Origin of the sequence: Photobacterium lipolyticum (genome assembly GCF_003026475.1) — a bacterium.
Lineage (GTDB): Bacteria > Pseudomonadota > Gammaproteobacteria > Enterobacterales > Vibrionaceae > Photobacterium > Photobacterium lipolyticum.
This window is the reverse complement of record NZ_PYMC01000014.1, coordinates 1-22,689: the sequence shown is the minus strand read 5'-3', so window position 1 is coordinate 22,689 and position 22,689 is coordinate 1. Positions and strand designations below refer to the sequence as shown.

The window sequence follows — 22,689 nt, the reverse complement described above, 5'->3', positions numbered from 1 at the left end:
CTACTAGTAAAAGTCCGTGTTATCGGCATAGCATTGCTCGAAGCCATCGGTCCAGCCACTGGCGTATTTCATGTCAGCCATCATCCGTTCGGGATCACGACGAAAACCATCGATATACGTGGTCGTTTGTTCTTTACGGCTACTGCAGCCGTCCTGATAACCATCAAGATAGTTACGGGTGAAGCCTAATTCCGCCAGCTGATCATGGCGAGTCGTACACCCCGCCACTCCCGTTAACAACAATAATCCAGTGAGGAACAGGCAAAATCTTATTATTGGCCTCATAGCAGTACTCCACTGAAAAACAATTGCGATACCAATAAAATAAGCATATAAACGCAAATTTTTCTAGCTTATATTTGAAACTTACTGACTTGTACTTCAGCCCCCATTGGACTTGTTCCCCTACACTTATGAGGCTCCTGTCGCAAATTTATAAATTCAAAGCAAATTTCATATTAAACTGTGGCTTCCATGCTAAATTTATTCTCTCCAATCGTTAAGAATACAGCTTATAAAAATAAATATATGGAAGTCAGACGTTGGCCAGTCAAAAACAGTTAAGTATTTTCTATCAAAGGATTATTGAACAATGGGGTAATGCCCATGGGCTTCGTACTGTTTGTGAATTAACATGCCGTAATTTCAGCGAAAGTTTTGGTGTGATCCATAGCCAACTCTTGGTCGCTTATAAGTCGACATGGAAAACCTTGCTCGATATGGATCATGAAGGGATTCACTACCAATTCCCTCCTATCGACGTTGTCAGCAATGTTCGTATTACCAGTGAGCATGTCACTAAGGCCATCAGCAATCACAGGCCGCAATATACCACCCATGGCAACATTAAACGTCTATGGTTACCGCTAGAACGCCGTTCAAATATCATAGGTTGCTTAATTGTCGATCTTCCCTCCGAAACACAACAGGCATGTGAAGATTTTTCGCTGTTAGCGACCCTGCTTGCCTCTGAACTCGATGCCGGCTTACTCAGCCAGACAATTAAAGATGAGCATTTGGGGCGCCGTTCAGCTGAGCGTGAATTACAAATCAGCCAGCATGAACAACAAAACCTGTTACAACAGCTTCAGTCCTTACATGAGATTTCCTTTAAATTATGGCGAGCTGATTCGATGAATAGCATGCTATTTACCGCTGTAGATGAAGGGAAAAAACAGTTACACCTCGATCGTATGGCCATTTTTCTATTCGCAAAGAACCAGCGCATGCGCGGGACTTATGGCACAGACATTCACGGCAATACTGTCGATGAGCATTACTTTGAATCGGAAATCCCCGATCTGTGGTTTACCGCCCATACCGTGTCAAATGAGGAATATCTTGCGATTGAAAATAATACGCCTTTGTACCATGACCTGAAACAGGTCGGCTTTGGCTGGAGTGCTTATATCTCACTATGGGATGAAGATACGCCTGTTGGCTGGATTGCCTGTGATAACCTGCTGACTGGCATGCCACTGCATGATTACCACCACTACCTGCTCAAACAGTTTGGCTTTATTGTCTCGCAGCATATCGTACGCCGTCAGGCAGAAGAAAGCCTGATCAGGCTGAACAAAGAACTGGAACAGCGTGTCACTGAGCGAACCGCCGAGCTGGAACGGGTAAACGCCAGACTCGAAATAATTTCCAAACTCGACCCCCTGACAGAAGTGTATAATCGCCGGGTTTTTGACCAAAAAATTATGGAAGAATGGCATAGGGCTGAACGCCACCAACTGCCATTCTCCTTACTAATCATGGATGTCGATCACTTTAAAATGTATAACGACCAATATGGTCATGCTGCCGGTGATCAGTGCTTAAAAGTCATCGCCTCCACACTGGCCAAGCTTGAGCGACGTTCTGGTTCACTCTTTGCCCGCTTTGGCGGCGAAGAGTTTGTGCTGCTATTACCCGGTCAGGATCATAATGCCGCTATTTTCGCAGCTAAACGGGCTTTATCTGCAATACAAAAACTGCAGTTGCCGAGAGAGTACGGCGTCGACGACGCCCGCAACATTGTCACCATCAGCATTGGTGTCAGTACCATGATCCCGTCAATACACGGCTCACCCGATGAGTTCTTCAAGCGGGTCGACATGGCACTCTATGAGGCGAAATCACAAGGCAGGAACCGTTACTGCGTGATTTAGCTTTTCTTCTGCTTGGTATAACGTCGCTTTTTACCCGTTTGTCTCGGTTCGGGTGATTTCAATTCACGTAAGCTAATGGGTACTTCGCTGTACTTTACTTTATCCATCAGCTGGTGTACTTGCTGCTGTAAAGCGTCCATAAACGGTTGATAGGCACATTTCTTATCCGCCATATCTTGCAACTGATGCTCCCAATGAGCCGTCATATCCGGATAAGTGGCTTCATCTGGCAAAGCATATACCAGCCCTCTGCCCGCTTCTGTCGCATGAATGTTCTTGGCCTGCCGTTTCAGCAACTGCCGTTTAAACAAAAGCTCTAATATACCCGCACGCGTCGCTTCAGTACCCAGGCCATCGGTATCTCGCAGAATTTTTTTCAACGAAGTATCCGATACGAACCGGGCGATCCCCGTCATCGCCTGCAGCAATGTCGCTTCAGTGAAGGCTTTCGGAGGCTCGGTCATTTTGTCTTTGATCTCGCCATTGCGGCAGGTTAACACCGTGCCTTTTTCAAGTGGCGGCACTTTATCAGCCAATCCCTTATCAGCCTGATCATTGACAGAATCATCTCGCCCCAGTAGCGCACGCCATCCACCGCTCATCAACTGGCGACCACGGGCAATAAAATGCCCCTGAGCAATAGTAAAGACTAACTTCGCTTCGGCATAAACAGCCACCGGATAAAACTGCATCAAATACTGACGGGCAATCAACTGGTAAACTTTGCTTTCGCTGGCACTCAACATGCCAGAATTAATCTGCTTTGGCGTCGGAATAATCGCATGGTGAGCATCGACTTTTTTATCATTCCAGGCTTTTGATTTCAGTGACAGATTTGCCCCGTCACCCGCCTTAGCTAACTCACCGGCATTACTGACAATCGCCAGGCAGACATCTCCGGCCTGCTTAAAATGCTCGTTTGGCAGATAACGGCTATCAGAACGAGGGTAAGTGATCACTTTGTGTTTTTCATACAGAGACTGACAGTTAGCCAGTACATCGGCCGCGCTCATACCGAAACGCTTTGCAGCATCGATCTGCAACGCAGACAAGGAGTACGGCAACGGCGGTGCCTGCCGGGTTTCCTTACGCTCCGATTCAGTGACTTCGGCGGGCTGACCTTTAATTCGCTTAACCACGTTTTCACATAGCTGGCGATTGAGCACTCGCCCATCTTCATCTTGCCAGGGCTGACAGGCTTCACTGGGCTTCCAACGCGCTCGGATTTCCATATCCTGATATGGAATTAAGGCAAAGACTTCGTAAAATGGTTTAGGCTTAAAATTTGCAATCTCATCATCACGTCGAGTGACTAAGCCTAATATCGGAGTTTGGACTCGACCAACAGACAAGACACCACGATATCCCCCTTTCTGTCCAAGCAACGTATACGCTCGGGTCATATTCATTCCGTACATCCAGTCTGCACGTGATCGCGCTAAAGCGGAAACCGATAACGGAATAAAATCGCGGTTGCTGCGCATTGTTGCCAATGCCCGCTTGATGGCTGCAGGGTTTAAATCTGAAATCAGCAAACGCTGGATCTCGGCTTTTTTCTTGGCCGATAATTTCACATAATCGATAACTTCATCGACCAGCAGCTGCCCTTCCCTGTCGGGATCTCCCGCATGCACGACTTCCGTTGCCTGCTTCGCTAATTTACGAATAACCGCCAATTGCTGCTTTGCTGACTTTCTTGCGACAAGTTGCCATTGCTCGGGAATAATCGGTAAATCCGCCATATTCCATTTTTTATATTTTTCATCATAGGCGTCCGGCTCTACTTGTTCGAGCAAGTGACCGATACACCATGTCACAATATCCCCATTCCCCGTTTCAATGTAACCATTGTTATTTTTATGAGGGCGAGGCAAAACCGCGGCAATAGCACGACCCAAACTGGGTTTTTCTGCAATATAAAGACGAGTCATCCGGTTAATCGGGTTAGTGTTATTTGAAGGAAACTTTATCGAAAGAACGGGATGAGGACAAGAAGTTACTGGATAAAAAGACAGTATACGTAGGGGAAGGGGCGAGTTTCGAGATCACAGGGCCTCGAAACTCAATACTAGAAACTCGTAACTCAATGCTAGCCTGTATGCTCCACCAGCCACGCTTTGACCTCATTGAAGTCACCGCGGAATACTATCCGATCAGATTTTTTACTCAGTTGATAGGTATACATCGGATCGTAATACTCTTCGAGCAAAGGTCTCAACCAGGCATCATGTCCGGCAAGGGAACCATTATTCTGCTGAGCTTGAACTGCGAGCTGTTGTGCGGTCAGCAATTCTTCATAACGCTGCAGGCCCAGTCGTTTACGAATACCGTACATCCCTTTTTCAAGATAATCAGCAAACATCTGCCAGCCATGATCTTCGCCATGAAGAGCGACAAAATCACGCTGCATGCGTACTACGTAATCCTCTAATAAACGTTCAAGACGAACATCAAGCGGATCATCTACTATGGCGATTTTTGCAGTTTGCATCGCCGCATTGATCGGTAAAGGTACACTGGCAGAACCAATCGCCCGACCTTCATCTTCCAACACAAATTGCCTACACCCTGACGCTTGTTTTTTCAGCATCTCAACGGCCAACGCATTTTCGAAATCAATTTGTGTTCGCTGTGCGGTAACATAACGGCCGAAAGATGAGCCACGGTGATTCGCCGCCCCTTCCAGATCAATACCATTGGCAAGCTGATTCACCATGATAGTTTTACCACTGCCGGTATTCCCGCCGATCAAGGTCATTGGCTGCTGAGCCACCTGATCTATCGTATCGATAAGGAAACGGCGCAACGCTTTATAACCGCCGACTATCATCGGGTAATCAATGCCCGCTTCTTTCAGCCACTGCTGAGTAATATGTGAGCGCAAGCCCCCACGGAAGCAATACAAATAACCCGTCGGGTTGGTTTCACAAAACGCTTTCCACTGCGCGACACGCCTGGCTTTCTCTTCACCATTAACTAACTGGTGACCTAAAGCAATCGCAGCTTCCTGACCATGTTCTTTGTAGCAAGTACCAACCGCTTTTCGCTCATCATCCGACATCAGCGGATTGTTGAGCGAGGTTGGAAATGCACCTTGAGTAAACTCTATCGGTGCACGCATATCCATCAACGGCGTGTCATTGACAAACAGCTGGCGATAATCTTCACAATTTGGGCGTGGCATTAACAAATCTCAACCAGGATTTCGCCATCTTGTGGCAGTAGTTCACCAATGGCTTGCAGCTCAATGCCATGTTTTTCTGCCACTTCCTGAACCTGATGTTCCGCATCAGAGGTTACAGCCAGTAATAAACCGCCAGAAGTTTGCGGATCACACAATAGTGCTTTCTGCTTATCCGTTAGTGCACCAATCTTGCTGCCATAACTTGCATAGTTACGCTCTGTACCACCCGGCACACAATTTTGATCGATATAGTCAAAGACACCTGGCAAGTGAGGAACGCTATCGAACCATACCTTTGCCTTAACTTGACTACCTTCACAGATCTCGCTCAAATGCCCCAGCAGGCCAAAGCCGGTGACATCCGTCATCGCTTTTACGCCTTCAACATTGGCAAAATCAGCGCCAGGGATATTCAGTTTACACATCCAGTCTCGGGCCAGACCATGGTGTTCGTCGGCAAGCTTGGATTTTTTCTCCGCCGTTGTTAATACACCAATCCCTAACGGCTTGGTCAAAAATAGTTTGCAGCCCGCTTCAGCGCGGTTGTTACGCTTAACCCGGTCAGTATCGACAATACCGGTTACCGCCAGACCGAAAATAGGCTCAGGCGCATCAATCGAGTGACCACCGGCTAGGGAGATCCCCGCTTAACGGCAAACCGAACGGCCGCCTTCAATTACCTGTTGGGCAATTTCAGGATCCAGCACATTGACAGGCCAGCCGAGGATCGCAATCGCCATAATTGGCTTACCGCCCATGGCATAGATGTCGCTGATTGCATTGGTTGCGGCAATGCGGCCAAAATCATACGGATCATCGACGATAGGCATGAAGAAATCAGTTGTACTGACCACTGCCGTGCCATTTCCTAAATCATAAACGGCTGCATCATCTTTACTTTCATTACCGACCAGCAGGTTAGGATCGGCAAACGGCTTTAACTGGGTTTGGAGAATAGTATCAAGAACTTGAGGAGAAATTTTACAACCACATCCTGCACCGTGGCTGTATTGAGTAAGACGAACGTTTTCCATGACACACTCCGGAATAACAAAGAGAGCCAAGGATTCTACTCCTGAGAACCAGATGTGTCACCCTAACCTGCGTATGTCGATTATAAAAATCAAATTAGCAAGAAAAGGTAAGGTTACAAATATTCGACAAATTGTGCGATATCGCGTTCATGTACTTTCGCCTCACGACAGGCTGGCGAGCCCATATAGAGGAAGCCGACAATTAAATCATTCCCTGTCACACCCAGGGCTTCACGTACTACCGGATGGTAAGCCCATTTGCCCGTTCGCCAGAAACCGGCGAAACCTTGCGCTACCGCAGCCAGTTGCATCGCTTGCACTGCACACCCTGCCGATAGATGCTGTTCGATAACCGGCACTTTGTCATGGTCGGTGACTTTAGCCACCACAGTGATCACCATCGGGGCGCGGAACGGCGCCTTGCCTGCTTTTTCGATCACGGTGTCATCGGCACCATCAGCTTTTGCGGCTTCGACCAGAATGTCGGCTAATTTTTGCAGGCCTTCGCCTTGCGATACGATAAAGCGCCATGGGGTTAAACCTGCATGATCCGGTGCTCGCAGCCCAGCCCGGAAGATATTATTTAACGAATCACCCTGTGGAACCGGTTCTATCAATTTTGGCAATGAACGTCGATTTAACAAAAGCGCTAGCGCATCCATGGCGGCCTCAAATACAAATGATTATTATTGTTAATATATCACAAAAATGGAGGTGAAAAACCATGATAGTTCAGGGGACTCAGGGCCATAAGTTCGCTCTTCCCGCCCTTTCTAGCCACTCGTTACTCGCATCTAAGAACTTGGTACGAGTGTCGAGGGGCTAGTTTCTAGGAACTTGGTAAACGAGTCCTCCATAGAACCGCCCTTACCGCTCTTCCTAGTCACTCGTTTCTAGGAACTCGAAACTAGATCCCACAGAACCCCAGGGCCCTAGGTCCGCTCTTCCCGCCCTTCCCGGCAACTACAGCTTCGCTGCTAACTCAACCGCTTCGCGAATCACCCGATTAGCGTCCACCTCACCCGCAATCTCTGCACCGCCAATCACATGAACATTCACATTCATGTGCTTGAGATCATCTGATAACTGCTCAACAGAGGTCTGTCCCGAACACAGCACGATATTATCAACATCGAGAATGCGCGGTTGTCCTTCGACGGTAATATGCAATCCCTGCTCATCAATTTTGTCGTAGCTGACACCACCAAGGAGTTCAACACCGCGTTTTTCCAGCACACGTCGGTGGATCCAGCCTGTTGTTCTGCCCGGCCCTTTACCAACCTTGCCAGGTTTACGCTGCATCAACCATACCTGCCGATGGCTCATATGCTGCTCATAAGGATACAATCCACCCGCATGTTCAATGGTTTTATCAATACCCCAGTCTTTGAGCCAGCTGTCTAAATCCTGATGGTCGGGTTCGGTTAGCATGGTGGAAACATCCACCCCGATCCCTCCCGCACCAATAACGGCGACTTTCTGGCCCAGCTGAACCTTATCACGGATCAGGGTCTGGTAATCAATCACCTTGTCGCTCTCGACACCCGGAATATTCGGCAGACGCGGTTTGACCCCAGTGGCAACAACCACTTCGTCATAGCCCTTCAATTCGTCCGCTTCTACCGCATGCCCCAGTGTCACTTTCACCCCTGTCTGCTCTAAACGACGAGTGAAGTAACGGATGGTCTCTTTAAATTCTTCTTTCCCTGGAATTTGCATCGCCAGATTAAACTGGCCACCGACGTATTCATTCTTATCAAACAAATCGACGTCAAAACCACGTTCTGCAGCCGCAGTCGCGAAAGCTAAACCCGCAGGCCCTGCCCCAACCACGGCCACTTTTCGCTTATTGGCCGCAGGCGTCAACACCAGCTCTGTCTCATAACAAGCTTGCGGGTTGACTAAGCAACTTGCACGCTTACCGGCAAACACCTGATCCAGACAAGCCTGATTACAGCCAATACAGGTGTTAATATCATCCGCTCGATCTTGCTCGGCTTTAACAACAAATTCCGGGTCAGCAAGGAACGGACGAGCCATCGAGATCATGTCGGCCTGATCAGACGACAAAATATCTTCGGCAACTTGCGGAGTATTTATACGGTTAGTCGTAACTAATGGAATATTGACTTCATTTTTCAGTTTTTCCGTTACCCAGGTAAAAGCGGCACGAGGAACTTGTGTTGCAATCGTCGGTACGCGGGCTTCATGCCAGCCAATCCCCGTATTAAGAATAGTCACTCCCGCTTTTTCTAATTCTTTTGCAAGTTTGACAACTTCTTCCAGGGTACTGCCCTGCTCGACCAGATCCAGCATAGACAAACGGAAGATGATAATGAAATCACGTCCAGCGCGCTTACGTACCGCTTCTACCAGCGCTATCGGGAAGCGAATACGATTTTCATAACTACCGCCCCATTCATCATAACGATGATTAGAGCGCTTACAGATAAACTGGTTAATCAGGTACCCTTCAGACCCCATTAATTCCACCCCGTCATAACCGGCTTCACGAGCAAGTTCTGCGCTTTTCGCAAAGGCTTCGATAGTTTTATGGATCTGTCGAGAGCTCATTGCTCGCGGGGTAAATTTGGAGATTGGCGATCGAATCGCCGAAGCACTAACCGCAAAAGGATGCATCGCATAACGGCCCGCGTGAAGAAGCTGCAACGCAATTTTACCGCCCTCTTCATGGACCGCATCAGTAATCACGCGATGAGCACGCGCTGCACGAGCAGAGCTGAACTGCGCACTGAGCGGGTGCAGACGACCTCGAAAGTTAGGTGAAAAACCACCTGTCACAATCAGCCCAACGCCGCCTCGGGCACGAGCAGCATAGAATGCCGACAATTTCTTAAAGCCGTCACGAGCCTCTTCAAGGCCTGTGTGCATCGACCCCATTAATACTCGGTTACGTAACTCAGTGAAACCAAGATCTAAGGGCGCTAACAAATGAGGGTAAGATTTATCGTCCATGGCTTCCATTCTTTTTTAATTATGGTCTGACCAGTATATTGCACAAGAGTAACCTTTTTCAAACATTTGTTTACATTAATACAACATTTTGTGATTTGATTCAGTTCTTAAGGTGCCGAATGAAAGAACAATGCGTGGATTAGTTACTGAAATTCCATGTTGAGTAAGTTACGATAAGAAATAAGAATCATCATCAGGAACGTTCATGAAAGTGATATTCAAAGGCATTGGGAAAATATTCCAAGCTATCTGGAAACTGATCAGTTTCACCCGACAATTTATCCTCAACATTTTCTTCTTACTAATTGTGGGTGCAATTATTATTGCGCTAAGCCAAGATAGCCAAGGGCCTGAATTACCTGAAGAAGCCGCATTGGTTCTGGATTTATCCGGCCCGATCGTTGAACAGCGCAGTTATATCAATCCAATTGATAGAATTACCAGTAATGCATTGGGGCAACAGCCTGTACAGGAAAATGTACTGTTTGACATTGTGGAAACAATACGAACGGCTGCCACTGACCAGCGTATTACCGGATTAGTGCTGAACCTGAAAGACATGGCAGACACCAACCTGACCAAATTGCGTTACATTGCCAAGGCCATTGACCAGTTCAAAGATGCCGGAAAACCAGTTTATGCGTTTGGTGATAACTTCAGCCAGAGCCAATACTATCTCGCCAGCTACGCGGATAAGGTGTCCATGTCACCTGACGGCGGCGTAATGCTAACGGGCTATGGCAGCTACACCCTTTATTACAAAAGCCTGTTAGAGAAACTCGACGTCAATACCCATGTATTCCGCGTGGGTACTTACAAGTCTTTCGTTGAACCTTATACTCGTGATGGCATGTCACCAGCGGCTCGTGAAGCCAATACCGTCTGGTTGAATCAATTATGGTCAGCCTATACGGGTGATGTGGCACAAAACCGCCATATCGAAGCCGCTTCGTTAACCCCGGACCTTGATAGCTTTGTCAAGCAACTCAAAGCCGTTAAAGGTGATTTTGCTCAGCTAACACTCAATATGGGCTTAGTGGACGAACTCATTTCTCGCCCTCAACTTAGCCAGAAAATGATTGATGAATTCGGCAGTGACGGTGACAGCAGCTTTAATCAAATCAGCTACTATGACTACCAGCCAACAGTGGTCAAAATGGACTTGCCAAGTCCAAACCAGATCGCCGTTATTGTCGCCAGCGGTGCCATCATTGATGGTACGCAGCGCCAAGGCACCGTGGGTGGCGATTCAACCGCAAACCTGCTGCGCGAAGCGCGATTAAATGATGATGTTAAAGCGGTAATTCTTCGGGTCGACAGCCCTGGCGGCAGTGCTTTTGCGTCCGAAGTGATCCGCAATGAAGTCGATGCACTGAAGCTGGCGGGTAAACCTGTCGTCGTTTCTATGTCGAGCCTGGCTGCATCAGGCGGCTACTGGATTTCATCAAGTGCAAATAAGATCATCGCTCAGCCAACAACCATCACAGGTTCTATCGGTATTTTTGCCATTTTAACCACCTTTGAAAAAGGACTGGAGAAGATGGGCATCTATAGTGACGGGGTTGGTACAACACCATTTTCTGGGGTGGGCGTTACTCGCGAATTACCCGAAGGGGTCGCACAGGTTTTCCAGCTTGGTATCGAGCATGGCTATCAGCGCTTTATCGGCTTAGTCAGCCAGTATCGGAACATGTCGCTTGAGCAAGCCGATAAAATCGCTCAGGGCCGGGTATGGACCGGTCACGATGCACTTAAGTTAGGGCTGGTCGATCAATTGGGTGATTTTGACGATGCCATTATCGCCGCGACAGAGCTGGCGAAACTTGAGAGTTATGAAATAAACTGGATGGCAGAGCCTCTTAGCCCGGCAGAGCAATTTATGCAGGAATTCGTTGGTGAAGTAAGCACTAAGGTCGCCACTATGGTATTGGGGCAGTTGCCTGGTGCGTTACAACCCGTCACCCAGCAAGTTGTAGCCGATCTCTCCACATTGAATAACTTTAATGACCCAAAAGGGCAGTATGCCTTCTGCCTGAACTGCATCAATAATTAAAAGTGAGATCAGCCCGGCACTGCCGGGCTTTTTTTAACGAGCGTTAACCGTATAATGCGCCCACCAAACCGATAAGTCTGTGCCTAAATATGGAAAGAAAACACATTTACATTGCTTACACCGGCGGAACCATTGGTATGCAGAAATCAGACCATGGTTATGTTCCCGTTGCTGGCTTCATGGAGAAGCAGCTGGAAAGCATGCCGGAATTCCATCGTGCAGAAATGCCTAAATTCACTATCCATGAGTACGAACCTCTTATCGACTCTTCGGATATGACGCCAGCGGATTGGCAGCGCATTGCTGATGATATTAAAGCAAACTACGACAAGTATGACGGTTTCGTCATTTTGCATGGTACGGACACCATGGCTTACACTGCTTCTGCTTTGTCGTTTATGTTTGAAAACCTTGATAAACCAGTGATTGTGACCGGCTCACAAATTCCACTGGCAGAACTGCGTTCAGACGGTCAAAGCAACCTGTTGAACTCACTGCACATTGCGGCAAATTACCCGATTAATGAAGTGACGCTATTCTTCAACAACCAGTTGATCCGTGGAAACCGAAGTACTAAAGCCCATGCTGACGGCTTTGGCGCCTTCATTTCACCTAACCTGCCACCACTGCTGGAAGCGGGTATCAACATCAAGCTAAACAATGTTGAATTAGACAAAAAACCGGAAGGTAAATTTAAGGTACACACAATCACACCTCAACCCATTGGAGTGATTACTATGTACCCGGGCATTTCACCAAAAGTGATCCGAAATACGTTGCGACAACCAGTTAACGCCATGATTTTGTTGACCTTTGGTGTAGGTAATGCACCACAAAACCCAGAGCTGCTTGAACAGCTTAAAGAAGCAACAGATCGCGGGGTAATCGTAATGAACCTGACGCAATGCCTGTCAGGTAAAGTGAATATGGGCGGTTACGCAACGGGCTGTGCACTGGCTGATGCGGGCGTTCTCAGTGGTTACGATATGACACCTGAAGCCGCGTTGGCAAAGTTACACTTCCTGTTGAGCCAGAATCTGCCGCTGGAAACGCTTCGTAGTAAAATGCAGCAGGATCTGCGTGGTGAATTGACTCTCTGATCCCACCGTCAGGTAACATCTGCAAATCATCATAAAAGAGCCGAATTTAATTCGGCTCTTTTTTTACGGCTACACTTATACCAGTCACATAAATACCAATCACACTTATACCTATCACATCAAGACCAAACGGATTAGTGTATTGGAATAAATACAGTTTTATCGGTCTGAACTAATCAGAGACACGCTTATGATTTTACACGGTGCATCTATCTCTCCATTTGTCAGAAAGATCATGCTGGCACTGACCTATAAAGGGATGACCTATGATTTACAGCCGCTCAACCCTTATCTAGAAAAAGAGCTGGCACAAAAACGCCATCCGATGGGAAAAGTGCCAGTGTTAGAACACAATGGCCACAGCATTATGGACTCGACGGTCATTGCTCATTATCTGGATGATATCTGTCCGGTCCCCCCTCTCTATCCCGGCACGGCAGAGCATCGAGCCCAGATCCGCTGGTTGGAAGAATATGCCGATACCAGGCTAACCTCTCTGGTCAGTGGGGTACTGTTTTATCAGAAAATCATGCGGGGTAAAATGCTCAACAAAAGCGTTGATGAGGATGCCATTGATCAATGCATGCACCATCACCTGCCTAAGGTACTGCAATATCTGGAAGAGCAAATACCAGAACAAGGGTATATTACCGACCATTTTTCTATGGCAGAAATCAGTCTGTGGAGCATTCTTCGAAATGGCTGGATGGCTGGGTTAAGGCTTGCTCCTCATTACCCCAAACTACATGCCTATATCACGGCAATAGAGCAAGAGCCTTGGATCGCTAATTTAATCAGCGAAGAAGATCATGAACTCAGCAGTTTTTATTGTGAACCCATGATCTTGAATGACAATGATCTTTAATAATAATGGTCTTTAATGGCATGGTAGTTAATAACTATGGCCTTTAAAAACAACTAGACGTAACTATATGTCACCATGGCTAAATCGGGCGATATCATCTTGAGCGGATCTTTCGCCCCCAAAATCACGCTTTAGCTCCGCTTTAGACTTAAATTTAATTTCGCCACCGGCTTCGACGGACATATGTTCGGCATTCGTGTTGTGACGAGATTGGTATAACATCACCGCTTGAAGCGCCGAATCTCTTTGCTCCGTCGTCAAAGGGGTACCATCAGGCCATCTGCCGATCTCCACTGCCGTTAAGATGCGCTGGTAAACATCAGGCGTCATTGCTTCTAATAATTGTTTTACGTCCATTCACACGCTCCATTGCACAACAAAAAAGGCACAGAACTCTGAACCCTGAGGTAGTTTGGGCATACAGTCAAGCAAGAGCAATAATTTTGCTTTCAGGATCACAGAGATGTCAGGCTGCCCTTATCGAATAACGGATTACTGAGACCTCTATTCACAAAAAGGTAAAATTATCGTTGGCTTAAGTTTTTTTTATTGAGTTCGTATAATATGAAAACCGAGCTTTCCCCTACTATCCCAATGAGTTGTCAATATTATATGCGTATCTCCAACCGAAGCCTTGGTTACTTAAAGCCTGTTCACCTGAAGTTTGGCCTGGTTGCGCTTTGTGTTTCTCTGCTCAGCGGCTGTTATGAGCGCCACCGTACCACAGACAGTCTGTGTGAAGCTTACCCCTCACTCTGTGCCGGACTGAATGTCAATGATGGCCAGTGCCGGATCCAGCGTTCTAACCTGATATGGCAACGCTATGATGTTTTGAAAAATTCAGCTGATGCAGAAAAATTCAAAGAGTTAAAACTCACCCATAAGTATCAGGTCTGTCTGGAGTATGCCGCGCGCATAGAGCCGACAGAATTGAAAGAGCGCAAGTCGCGTCGCATGAGCGCGCTGATCCATAGCTATGATTCCATTAAGCGTCTGAATCAGGAATTGGCAAGCTCTGAAGATCCAAATATTATCTACTATCGATGGGGGCAGGGCGATAAAAAAGCACTTCGTCAGTTTTTGCTGCTCGAAGGCAGCGCTAAGCTCGAAACTCCGGAGCTTCAGCTCGCACTGGCCACCTACTACACCGGCCAAGATAAAGAAAAGACATTACAGATACTGTCTCATGCACTTGAGCTGTACAAAGAGGATCAGCCGATAAAACCGGAGATTATTCTGAGCCTTGCAACAATATCGCATCAGCAGGGGCTGGCACACCATGCTTATATATGGGCAACAGTAGGAAGAGACTTTAACCTGCCAGTCGTCAGGCCTGAAAGGCTTGCTGCCTTCTATCCAATGGAAGATGCTGAACGCGAGGCTTTGAATATACAAGCTAAGAAAATCACAAAAGCACTCAAGAAAGGTGATTTTACGGTTAATATGGTGAAATAAAACCACAAAAAAAGACCAGTTAATCACTCGCATTTTCTTTATTACCAGCTCACTCTTTTATTACAGCAGATTATTCTGGCGATGCCCCTTATGTCAGACAGTAGTGGGCGTTGGTTTGAGACTAAAATAGACACCGTCATCCTTTTTAGTCTCAACCAGTCAATTAATCGTCAGCCTTAAAGATGAGAGAAACTGAGTTTATACAATATCTTTCACCTGTTGTTTTGGGACCGTCCGGAAAAACATGCCCCAGGTGGCTGTCACAATTTGCACAACGAATTTCAATACGATGCATGCCATAGCTGTTATCCTCAATATACCTGATGGCCTTACCGTTCACTGGCGCATCAAAACTGGGCCAGCCACAACCGGAGTCATATTTGTTGTCGGAACGAAACAAGGGCTGATCACAACAAGTACAGCGATAAATTCCAGTCTCACGGTTATGAAGCAAAGTGCCAGAAAACGGCGCTTCTGTCCCCCTTTCGCGGCAAATTTTATACTGTTCTTCTGTTAAATTTTTTCGCCAATAATCATCTGTTTTATCAGTCATTTTCGATCCTGAGTTCATTCCTTTCAGTTCAATTTGGCATTTAAGGTTGCCAATTATCACAACTGTAGCACATACTTTCTGCTTTAAAGATTTGTTTACTTACCTAATTCAGTTTATCTGTTTTGGGTATTCATATTAAAAGTTAACAACTACTTTTGCGGATAATTGAATAAATCATGTTCAAATTACTGCCGTTGTAGAGGGAATGTAAAAAAAATCCGAACATTTTTTTGACCTTAAGCAATTTAAGTTCGTTTTTTGCTTGCAGGGTCACTAAGTATTCTGTAATTTTACTACCAGTTATCTTTCATTAGAAATTAAGTTGTGGAGCAACTGTAATGACTATCAAAGTAGGTATTAACGGTTTTGGCCGTATTGGACGTTTTGTTTTCCGTGCTTCTGTAGAGCGTAACGACATCGAAGTTGTTGGTATCAACGACCTTATCGACGTTGAATACATGGCATACATGCTAAAATACGATTCAACTCACGGCCGTTTCAACGGTACTGTTGAAGTTGAAGGTGGTAACCTAATCGTTAACGGTAAAACAGTTCGCGTAACTGCAGAACGTAACCCAGAAGACCTTAAGTGGGGCGAAATCGGTGTTGACGTTGTTGCTGAAGCAACTGGTATCTTCCTAACAGACGAGACTGCACGTAAGCACATCACTGCTGGTGCTAAGAAAGTTGTTCTTACTGGTCCATCTAAAGACGCAACTCCAATGTTCGTTATGGGTGTTAACCACGAGACTTACGCAGGTCAAGACATCGTTTCTAACGCTTCTTGTACTACTAACTGCCTAGCGCCAATCGCTAAAGTTCTTAACGACAAGTGGGGCATCGAATCTGGTCTTATGACTACTGTTCACGCTACTACTGCAACTCAGAAGACTGTAGATGGTCCTTCTGCTAAAGACTGGCGTGGCGGTCGTGGTGCTTCTCAGAACATCATCCCATCATCAACTGGTGCTGCTAAAGCAGTAGGCGTTGTTCTTCCAGAACTAAACGGCAAACTAACTGGTATGGCTTTCCGCGTACCAACTGCTAACGTTTCTGTTGTTGACCTAACCGTTAACCTTAAAGAAGCTGCTTCATACGCAGAAATCTGTGCTGCTATGAAAGCTGCATCAGAAGGCGAAATGGCTGGCGTTCTTGGTTACACTGAAGATGCAGTTGTTTCTCAAGACTTCATCGGTGAAGTTCAGACTTCAGTATTCGATGCAACAGCTGGTGTAGCACTAACTGACAAATTCGTTAAAGTTGTATCTTGGTACGACAACGAAATCGGTTACTCAAACAAGGTTCTTGACCTTGTAGCTCACATCTCTAAGTAATTGCTACTTAGTTGAGTGATAAAAGGCGGCTGATAGCCGCCTTTTTTGTAAGCAAAATTTGAGAAACTAGAAACTAGAAACTAGAAACTAGAAACTAGAAACTAGAAACTAGAAACTAGAAACTAGAAACTAGAAACTAGAAACTAGAAACTAGAAACTAGAATAAAGTACCTCAACGACCAAAGCTATCTTCTATACTCTTCACAAATTCAACAAATTTACTTTCATACACTTTGATATTTTCAAACAAGAAATAAGTTTCTATCCCCCTGCTTTTCTCAACCATATTCTGCGATAATCAATGGAATAGATATTAAAACTTAAGGAATAATCGATGGATTTAAGTAAGCTTTCTACGATTAATGCGCTTTCAGATGCCGTAACCATCTGTCAATTTCAAGACGTAAAAATAGTTCGTATTATCCACCAAACAGCAGAAGCTGGCATTTCGCTACACGGAGGCCACCTCGTATGGTACAAACCTGCGGGCGAGCAAGACGTGATCTGGCTCAGTGAGAAAGCTGAATTTGACACACAAAAAGCCATTCGTGGCGGCATTCCGGTCTGCTGGCCATGGTTTGGCAAAGCAGGCGCCCCATCTCATGGATTTGCCCGAAACAGCCAATGGACGCTTCACGAACACCGTGAAAATGAAAAAGGAGTTATTGTCGCTCTCACGCTGGAAGACAATGAAGAAACGCATGCCATCTGGCCGCACAAATTTCACAACCAGCTTACGTTTGAATTTGGTCAGGAACTAAAAGTTCACCTGACGTCAACCAACACTGACGACCATGAGTGGTCTTATAGCGGAGCCTTGCACTCTTACTTTAATATTGACGATATCAACACCGTATCTATCACTGGCATGGGTGATAAATATCTCGATAGCGTTCAAGGTGACATTGCGTGTGAAGGTGGTGAGACACTGACCATCGACCAGGAAGTTGATCGCGTTTATACCGAGCCGAAAAATCCGATCATAATCACTGATCCAAACAATCAGCGTCAGATCCATATCGAAAATCAGGGGCACAACGCAGCGGTGATCTGGAACCCGTGGCAGGCACTGTCCGTCAGCATGGCTGATATGGCCGATAACAGCTATGAAACCATGGTTTGCGTAGAATCAACCATACATGGTCAGGGGATTACGCTGGCACCCGGCGAGTCTCATACCCTGAGTACTATCGTGTCGGTTAGCAAGTTATAACACTGCTTTTCACATCACTTAGCGAAAATAAGAAGACATAGATACAAAGTACTTCTCTTTAAGCAGAAAAAAGCCAGTCATTAAGTGACTGGCTTTTTTGTTATGGGTTGGGTTATGAGTTACAGATCAGTCTTGAATGCCTGATGCTGGAACAGCTGATCGACGATATCACGGGAAGATGCCTCTGACTCAAGGTTCAAACCGGACAGATCAACGTTATCCAACACGATATTCTGCTGGCCAGAATCAGCGGTTATCGTCAGATTGACTTTACCATCATCTGTCACATCAGCTTTCAGATGATCAAGCAGCGCATCCATATCCGGATTATCATCTTTGATCCCCGGAAGGATCTCGATCAAATCGAGCTTGTCTTCACCCAACTGAAAGTCCGTGATCACATCCTGTTGCACAACATCACTCAACGACGATGTATGCCAGGTAAACACATCACTGCCCTCACCTCCGGTCAGAATATCATCGCCCAGTCCGCCGGAAAGGATATCATTGCCGCTGCCGCCAACCAGGATATCATTGCCGGCTCCCCCATCGAGGGTATCTTCACCGCCTTGTCCCAGCAGGATATCGGCTCTGTCGGTTCCAGACAAAATATTAGCTAGCTCATCACCAGCCTGTGCGTTCTGCTCCAGCTCAATAGGCTTACTGTCACTGCCGATACCACCAGTCAGGGTGAGGGTAAATACGTTGTCGCTGACGCCCCCCTTACCATCTTCGATCTGGTACTGGAACTTGAGATCAACCTGCTGGCCGTCGGTCAACTGAACCTGAGGGTTACTGCCGGGGTTGAAGCTATAGTCCCCATTTGCCTCAATGATCAAATTACCAAAGACAGTGTCTATCTGCAGCGAACCATCGATGACCGTTTTCCCAAGCAAAACATTTTCCGTTGCATTGATGTCTTCTGATAACTCGGCCTTTAGCAGGTTGATATCATCAATGCTATCAACAACCACCGACAGAGCCAGATCGCCATTCGGGTCACTCACCCCTTGCAACAAATGTCCATTAATAGGATTAGGCTTATTTTCGTCTAGGTAATGAGCCAGATCCTCTCCGTTATTAACATAAACCACCTCGGAAGAGACGCTTCCCAGCGCCGCCTCGGCTTTGTCATTACCCTCAGTGGCAATACCTACAGCGCATACCTTGGCGTCCTGTTGCTGTGTAAAAGCTTTCCAATCAGTAATAACTTGCTCCTGAACATCAGAATCACCATCCGAGAAAAAGTAAATGGTATTTTCTCCATCTAATTGATGGAGATCAGCAGGTACACCGGAATTCAAATCACCTGAATCATAGTTATCCATCGCCTTCTGGAGCGCTAAACTATAATCCGTGCTCCCCCCGGGAATGAGGTTATTGTTATTGCTCAGCCATTCCTGCAGGCTGTCAACAGTAAACCATCCTTCAGATTTTGCATCGCTGTTGAAAGTTACCAAATGGATATAAGTGCTGTCACCACCCTGCTCTTCAATACCATCCAGCATAGTCTTAATAGCCTGAACCGCATTGTACATACGGGTCTGGGGCCAACGGTCTGAAGACCAAAATTCATCCCAGCTAAAACGGCCATTTTCATCTTCATAAATTCTTTTACCCGAAAAATCATTCCCCATACTTGCTGAATTATCGAAGATGATTGTTACCTTATTAACTGGGCTCGGCTCGATATCTCCATAGCCATGCAGTGGAGCTACCCGTGGCGCCTCATTCATATCGGTGACAGCGACGGTCACATCGGCCAGATCGCTGCCGCCTTCGCTGTCGGTAACCTTCACCTGCAACTTATGCTCGGTCTGGGTCTCATAGTCGAGCTGAGCCCCTGCTTTCAGCGATATCTCACCGGTTGAGCCGTCAACCTGGAACAGGTTGCTTTCGTCAATCAGCTGATAGCTCAGCCCACTGTCGCTATCCGCATCATGGGCGGCAACCATACCGATACTGGCCCCTGACTCATGCTCGGCTACCGAGAACTGATAACTGTCATCGGTCGGTGTACCATCGGAACCCATTCCTGCATCATTGTCGGTGTCACTAATAAATTCAGGTAACGTATTCTCGCCAATCACAGTGACTGTCACCTTGGCAGTATCTGGCAGACCGGCCTCGTCCTGAATTGTATATTCGAACTCAACATTTCTGACCTCACCGACCTGCAGATCCCGCTCATCAGCAGCCAGGGTCTGCAGATACTTGGCAGCATCAAACTCCAGCTTACCGTCGTCATTCAGAGAGACAAACTCGCTCGGGAAGCTGCCAGGAACGATACTTATCTTATCTCCGGTATCCGGATCGGTATCATTGCTCAGCACATCTATGATTAGCTTATCGCCTTCGCCAGCCTGGAAAGCCTGATCGAAGGTGGTTAGATTCGCTTCTACTTTCGTGATGAAATAGTCGGAGCTATCAGCACCTTTTGTACCCTCGCCGTACTCAATAGCAGAAAACTCTACGCGATCGAAATAACGATTTCCGGTATCAATTCCCAATCGGTGGTAATCAGTGTAACCCGACTCGCTCGGGGCAAGATCGGCCCTTTTGAAAACATCTGTCGCAACCAAAGAGCCCTGGTAATAGGCTTTCCATACACCCTGCTCAAGTTCCCAGCCATTACCCCAGAGGTTACCGATAGATACATCCACATGGTTTGAAAGCTGATTGTTTTCAAAGCTAAAGCACATTGCCTCACTTTTACCGTCAGCGTGAGCCATTTGAGCCACCCATATATTCTCTGGGTCTGATCCCTTGCCATCAATAAGATCAGAATGGACACCAAACTCAGTATTGCCGTCTCCGGTAAATTCCACCTTCTGGGCATCCGCTACCTTGACGCCGGTCTTAACGTCAATCACATAATAATCGACCTTGATATCGGCGCTGGTATCCCAGTTGCTGCCGTCCAGGATCACCGGCTCGCTCTCTATCCCCTTGTCGTCAACGGCATCCGGAGCCTCATTGACATCATCGACCTTTACCTCGACGGTGGCCGTGTCTTTCAGACCATCTTGATCACTGACCTCAATATTGAGCTCGTAGCTGTTCTTAGTTTCGTAATCCAGCGCCACGCCCTCTTTCAGGCTGATCTCACCTGTATTGGGATTGATCTCAAACAGTTCGGTGTGGTTAGTCAGAGAATAGGTCGGCTTATCACCTGCATCCGGATCGAAAGATGCAACCTGACCAATCTTGGCACCTGCATCATTTTCCTTCACCGTGAAGCTGTAGCTGTCCGCATCAGCTTGACCTTGGGCATCCAGGCCGTGGTCATCATTACCGGGACTTCTAAATTCTGGAGCCTCATTGATATTTTGCAACTTAAGTTCCAGCGATAGGCGGTTGCTGCTCGCCCCTTGATCATCGAACACATCCAAGCCAAAAGACTTGGCTGCATTGATCCCTACCGGCTCATCAGCGGTATTTTCATACTGCAGCGCTTTGAGTGCTGCTTCAAATTCGGCCTTAGGCAGAGTGCCGCCGTCTTTGATCTCCAGGGTCCAGTATGCGGTAGGGTTGCCTTTTGCGTCCGGGTAGTCTCTGTAAGTCAACACAAACTGGTCGGCTAACTCTGCCGGCAGCGTCAGGCTATCGTGAGCGGGATCGTAACCATTTTGCAATTCACCGTCTTTCTCTGTTGGCGAAGTAAGGCTTATTACGGCCCTGGACAGGTTGGCGCTGTCTACATCGGAAACGGATACCTCAGAAAATACATTTTGCTTACCGGAACCTTCGGCATAGGTGTCATGAACCCAGGTATCACTACCCATTTCCGGGTGGTGAATGACAGGCGCATCGTTGGTGCCGGTGATGGTGATGGTTGCGGTGTCGCTGTTCGACAGCTCGCCCTGGTCATCTTTCACCTGGTAACTGAAGCTTGCAGTTGCGTTGCTGCCAGCCGGCAATGCATCCAGATCAAAGCCGGCGATACTGTAGCTGCCGTCGGCATTTACGGTGAGGCTGACGTCCTGGGTCTGGGCCTGGTCATCCGCATCGGTATAGTTCAGGGTCACGGTGACCGCCTCGCCTACGTTCGCCGCATTGCCGTTCACAGTGCCGATAGCCAGCGTACCGTCGGCATCATCCACATCGTGGGCTTTATCCAGCAGATTGCTGGTCGCTGCATCGACGTTAATGCCGTTTTCCAACGCATCTTCGCTCGCACTGATGCTGCCTGCCGCCAGGGTAGGCGCATCGTTAGTGCCGGTGATGGTAATGGTGACCGTCTCGGTCGCCGTCTCGCCCTTGCCGTCAGTGACAGTATAAGTGAAGCTGTCAGTCCCTTTTTCGCCCTGCTTCAGGCTGTCGAATTGACCATTGGCGTCATAGCTGTAGCTGCCATTGGCATTCAGGGTCACGATCGCGCCGGAGGCCAGGGTGACCGCGTTGCCAACCTGAGTGGCATCGCCGTTTATTTCACTCACGATCAGGCTGTCGCCATCTAGATCGGTGTCGTTGCTCAGCACGCCGTGGGAGGCCGTGACATCAAGTACCGTGTTCTGGTCGGTCGCGCCGCTATCCGCTTGGGCGGTGATACCGTCATTGGTGCCGGTGATGGTCACGGTGATCGGGTGGGATGCTGAGCCGTCGGCACTCTTGACCTCGAAGGTCTCGGCCGGCAGCATCTCGCCCTCTTTCAGCGCCTGTACTGCCGGATCGTTGTTGTCCAGCTCGTAGGTCCAGTTGCCCTCGGCGTCAATGCTGAAGGTACCGTGCTCGCCCGCAACCTTGCTCTGCGGGGCGAACACCGC

Annotated in this window: 15 protein-coding genes and 1 pseudogene; 7 read left to right on the top strand and 9 right to left on the bottom strand. The window is 47.4% G+C overall.

Features of this window, described 5'->3' with window-relative positions; all coding sequences use genetic code 11:
- Window positions 1-3: 3 nt before the first annotated feature.
- Window positions 4-285 carry a hypothetical protein gene (locus C9I89_RS16965; protein ID WP_170107726.1) on the bottom strand — a complete coding sequence of 94 codons (282 nt, stop codon included), beginning with the start codon at window positions 283-285 and terminating at the stop codon, window positions 4-6.
- A gap of 257 nt (window positions 286-542) precedes the next feature.
- Here C9I89_RS16965 and C9I89_RS16960 point away from each other — a divergent pair, with 257 nt between their 5' ends.
- Complete coding sequence (locus C9I89_RS16960; RefSeq protein ID WP_107284510.1) at window positions 543-2,156, top strand: GGDEF domain-containing protein; 1,614 nt, start codon at window positions 543-545, stop codon at window positions 2,154-2,156.
- On the opposite strand, the gene C9I89_RS16955 is transcribed toward C9I89_RS16960, so the two are convergent.
- From C9I89_RS16955 to C9I89_RS16935, 5 genes and pseudogenes are all read right to left on the bottom strand, one after another.
- Entirely contained in the window at window positions 2,153-4,087 is a 1,935-nt protein-coding gene (locus C9I89_RS16955; RefSeq protein WP_107284509.1) for a DNA topoisomerase III, read from the bottom strand. The two genes, C9I89_RS16960 and C9I89_RS16955, sit on opposite strands and share 4 nt — an antisense overlap.
- A gap of 158 nt (window positions 4,088-4,245) precedes the next feature.
- Window positions 4,246-5,340 carry a tRNA 2-selenouridine(34) synthase MnmH gene (gene mnmH / locus C9I89_RS16950; RefSeq protein WP_107284508.1) on the bottom strand — a complete coding sequence of 365 codons (1,095 nt, stop codon included), beginning with the start codon at window positions 5,338-5,340 and terminating at the stop codon, window positions 4,246-4,248.
- Window positions 5,340-6,374, bottom strand: a pseudogene (gene selD / locus C9I89_RS16945) (selenide, water dikinase SelD). The gene mnmH and the pseudogene selD overlap by 1 nt, the downstream one beginning before the upstream one ends.
- 113 nt (window positions 6,375-6,487) lie before the next feature.
- Window positions 6,488-7,036 carry an NAD(P)H nitroreductase gene (locus C9I89_RS16940; RefSeq protein WP_107284507.1) on the bottom strand — a complete coding sequence of 183 codons (549 nt, stop codon included), beginning with the start codon at window positions 7,034-7,036 and terminating at the stop codon, window positions 6,488-6,490.
- A 301-nt stretch (window positions 7,037-7,337) separates the two neighbouring features.
- Window positions 7,338-9,350, bottom strand: a complete 2,013-nt coding sequence (locus C9I89_RS16935; protein WP_107284506.1) for an NADPH-dependent 2,4-dienoyl-CoA reductase — start codon at window positions 9,348-9,350, stop codon at window positions 7,338-7,340.
- A gap of 205 nt (window positions 9,351-9,555) precedes the next feature.
- Here C9I89_RS16935 and sppA point away from each other — a divergent pair, with 205 nt between their 5' ends.
- From sppA to C9I89_RS16920, 3 genes are all read left to right on the top strand, one after another.
- Window positions 9,556-11,403, top strand: coding sequence for a signal peptide peptidase SppA (sppA, locus tag C9I89_RS16930; protein ID WP_107284505.1), 1,848 nt, complete (start codon window positions 9,556-9,558; stop codon window positions 11,401-11,403).
- A gap of 89 nt (window positions 11,404-11,492) precedes the next feature.
- Complete coding sequence (gene ansA / locus C9I89_RS16925; RefSeq protein WP_107284504.1) at window positions 11,493-12,503, top strand: asparaginase; 1,011 nt, start codon at window positions 11,493-11,495, stop codon at window positions 12,501-12,503.
- Window positions 12,504-12,693: 190 nt separating this feature from the next.
- Window positions 12,694-13,368, top strand: coding sequence for a glutathione S-transferase family protein (locus C9I89_RS16920; RefSeq protein ID WP_107284503.1), 675 nt, complete (start codon window positions 12,694-12,696; stop codon window positions 13,366-13,368).
- A 63-nt stretch (window positions 13,369-13,431) separates the two neighbouring features.
- On the opposite strand, the gene C9I89_RS16915 is transcribed toward C9I89_RS16920, so the two are convergent.
- Window positions 13,432-13,725 carry a YeaC family protein gene (locus tag C9I89_RS16915; RefSeq protein ID WP_107284502.1) on the bottom strand — a complete coding sequence of 98 codons (294 nt, stop codon included), beginning with the start codon at window positions 13,723-13,725 and terminating at the stop codon, window positions 13,432-13,434.
- Between the two features lie 255 nt (window positions 13,726-13,980).
- On the opposite strand from C9I89_RS16915, the gene C9I89_RS16910 reads away from it, so the two are divergent.
- On the top strand, window positions 13,981-14,823 hold the full coding sequence (locus tag C9I89_RS16910; RefSeq protein WP_107284501.1) for a DUF2989 domain-containing protein: 843 nt from the start codon (window positions 13,981-13,983) through the stop codon (window positions 14,821-14,823).
- A gap of 163 nt (window positions 14,824-14,986) precedes the next feature.
- Here C9I89_RS16910 and msrB read toward each other — a convergent pair whose 3' ends face one another.
- The gene (gene msrB / locus C9I89_RS16905) at window positions 14,987-15,376 is read right to left on the bottom strand and encodes a peptide-methionine (R)-S-oxide reductase MsrB (RefSeq protein WP_245905512.1); all 390 of its coding nucleotides are present in this window, start codon (window positions 15,374-15,376) and stop codon (window positions 14,987-14,989) included.
- A gap of 338 nt (window positions 15,377-15,714) precedes the next feature.
- Between msrB and gap the strand changes: the two genes are divergently transcribed.
- Both gap and C9I89_RS16895 read left to right on the top strand, forming a co-directional pair.
- Window positions 15,715-16,710: a type I glyceraldehyde-3-phosphate dehydrogenase gene (gene gap / locus C9I89_RS16900; protein WP_107284499.1), complete on the top strand. Its 996-nt coding sequence runs from the start codon at window positions 15,715-15,717 to the stop codon at window positions 16,708-16,710.
- A 334-nt stretch (window positions 16,711-17,044) separates the two neighbouring features.
- Window positions 17,045-17,923, top strand: coding sequence for a D-hexose-6-phosphate mutarotase (locus C9I89_RS16895; protein WP_107284498.1), 879 nt, complete (start codon window positions 17,045-17,047; stop codon window positions 17,921-17,923).
- Window positions 17,924-18,042: 119 nt separating this feature from the next.
- On the opposite strand, the gene C9I89_RS16890 is transcribed toward C9I89_RS16895, so the two are convergent.
- Window positions 18,043-22,689 (bottom strand): VCBS domain-containing protein (locus C9I89_RS16890; protein WP_146155082.1); only part of this gene is annotated, 4,647 nt, incomplete at its 5' end.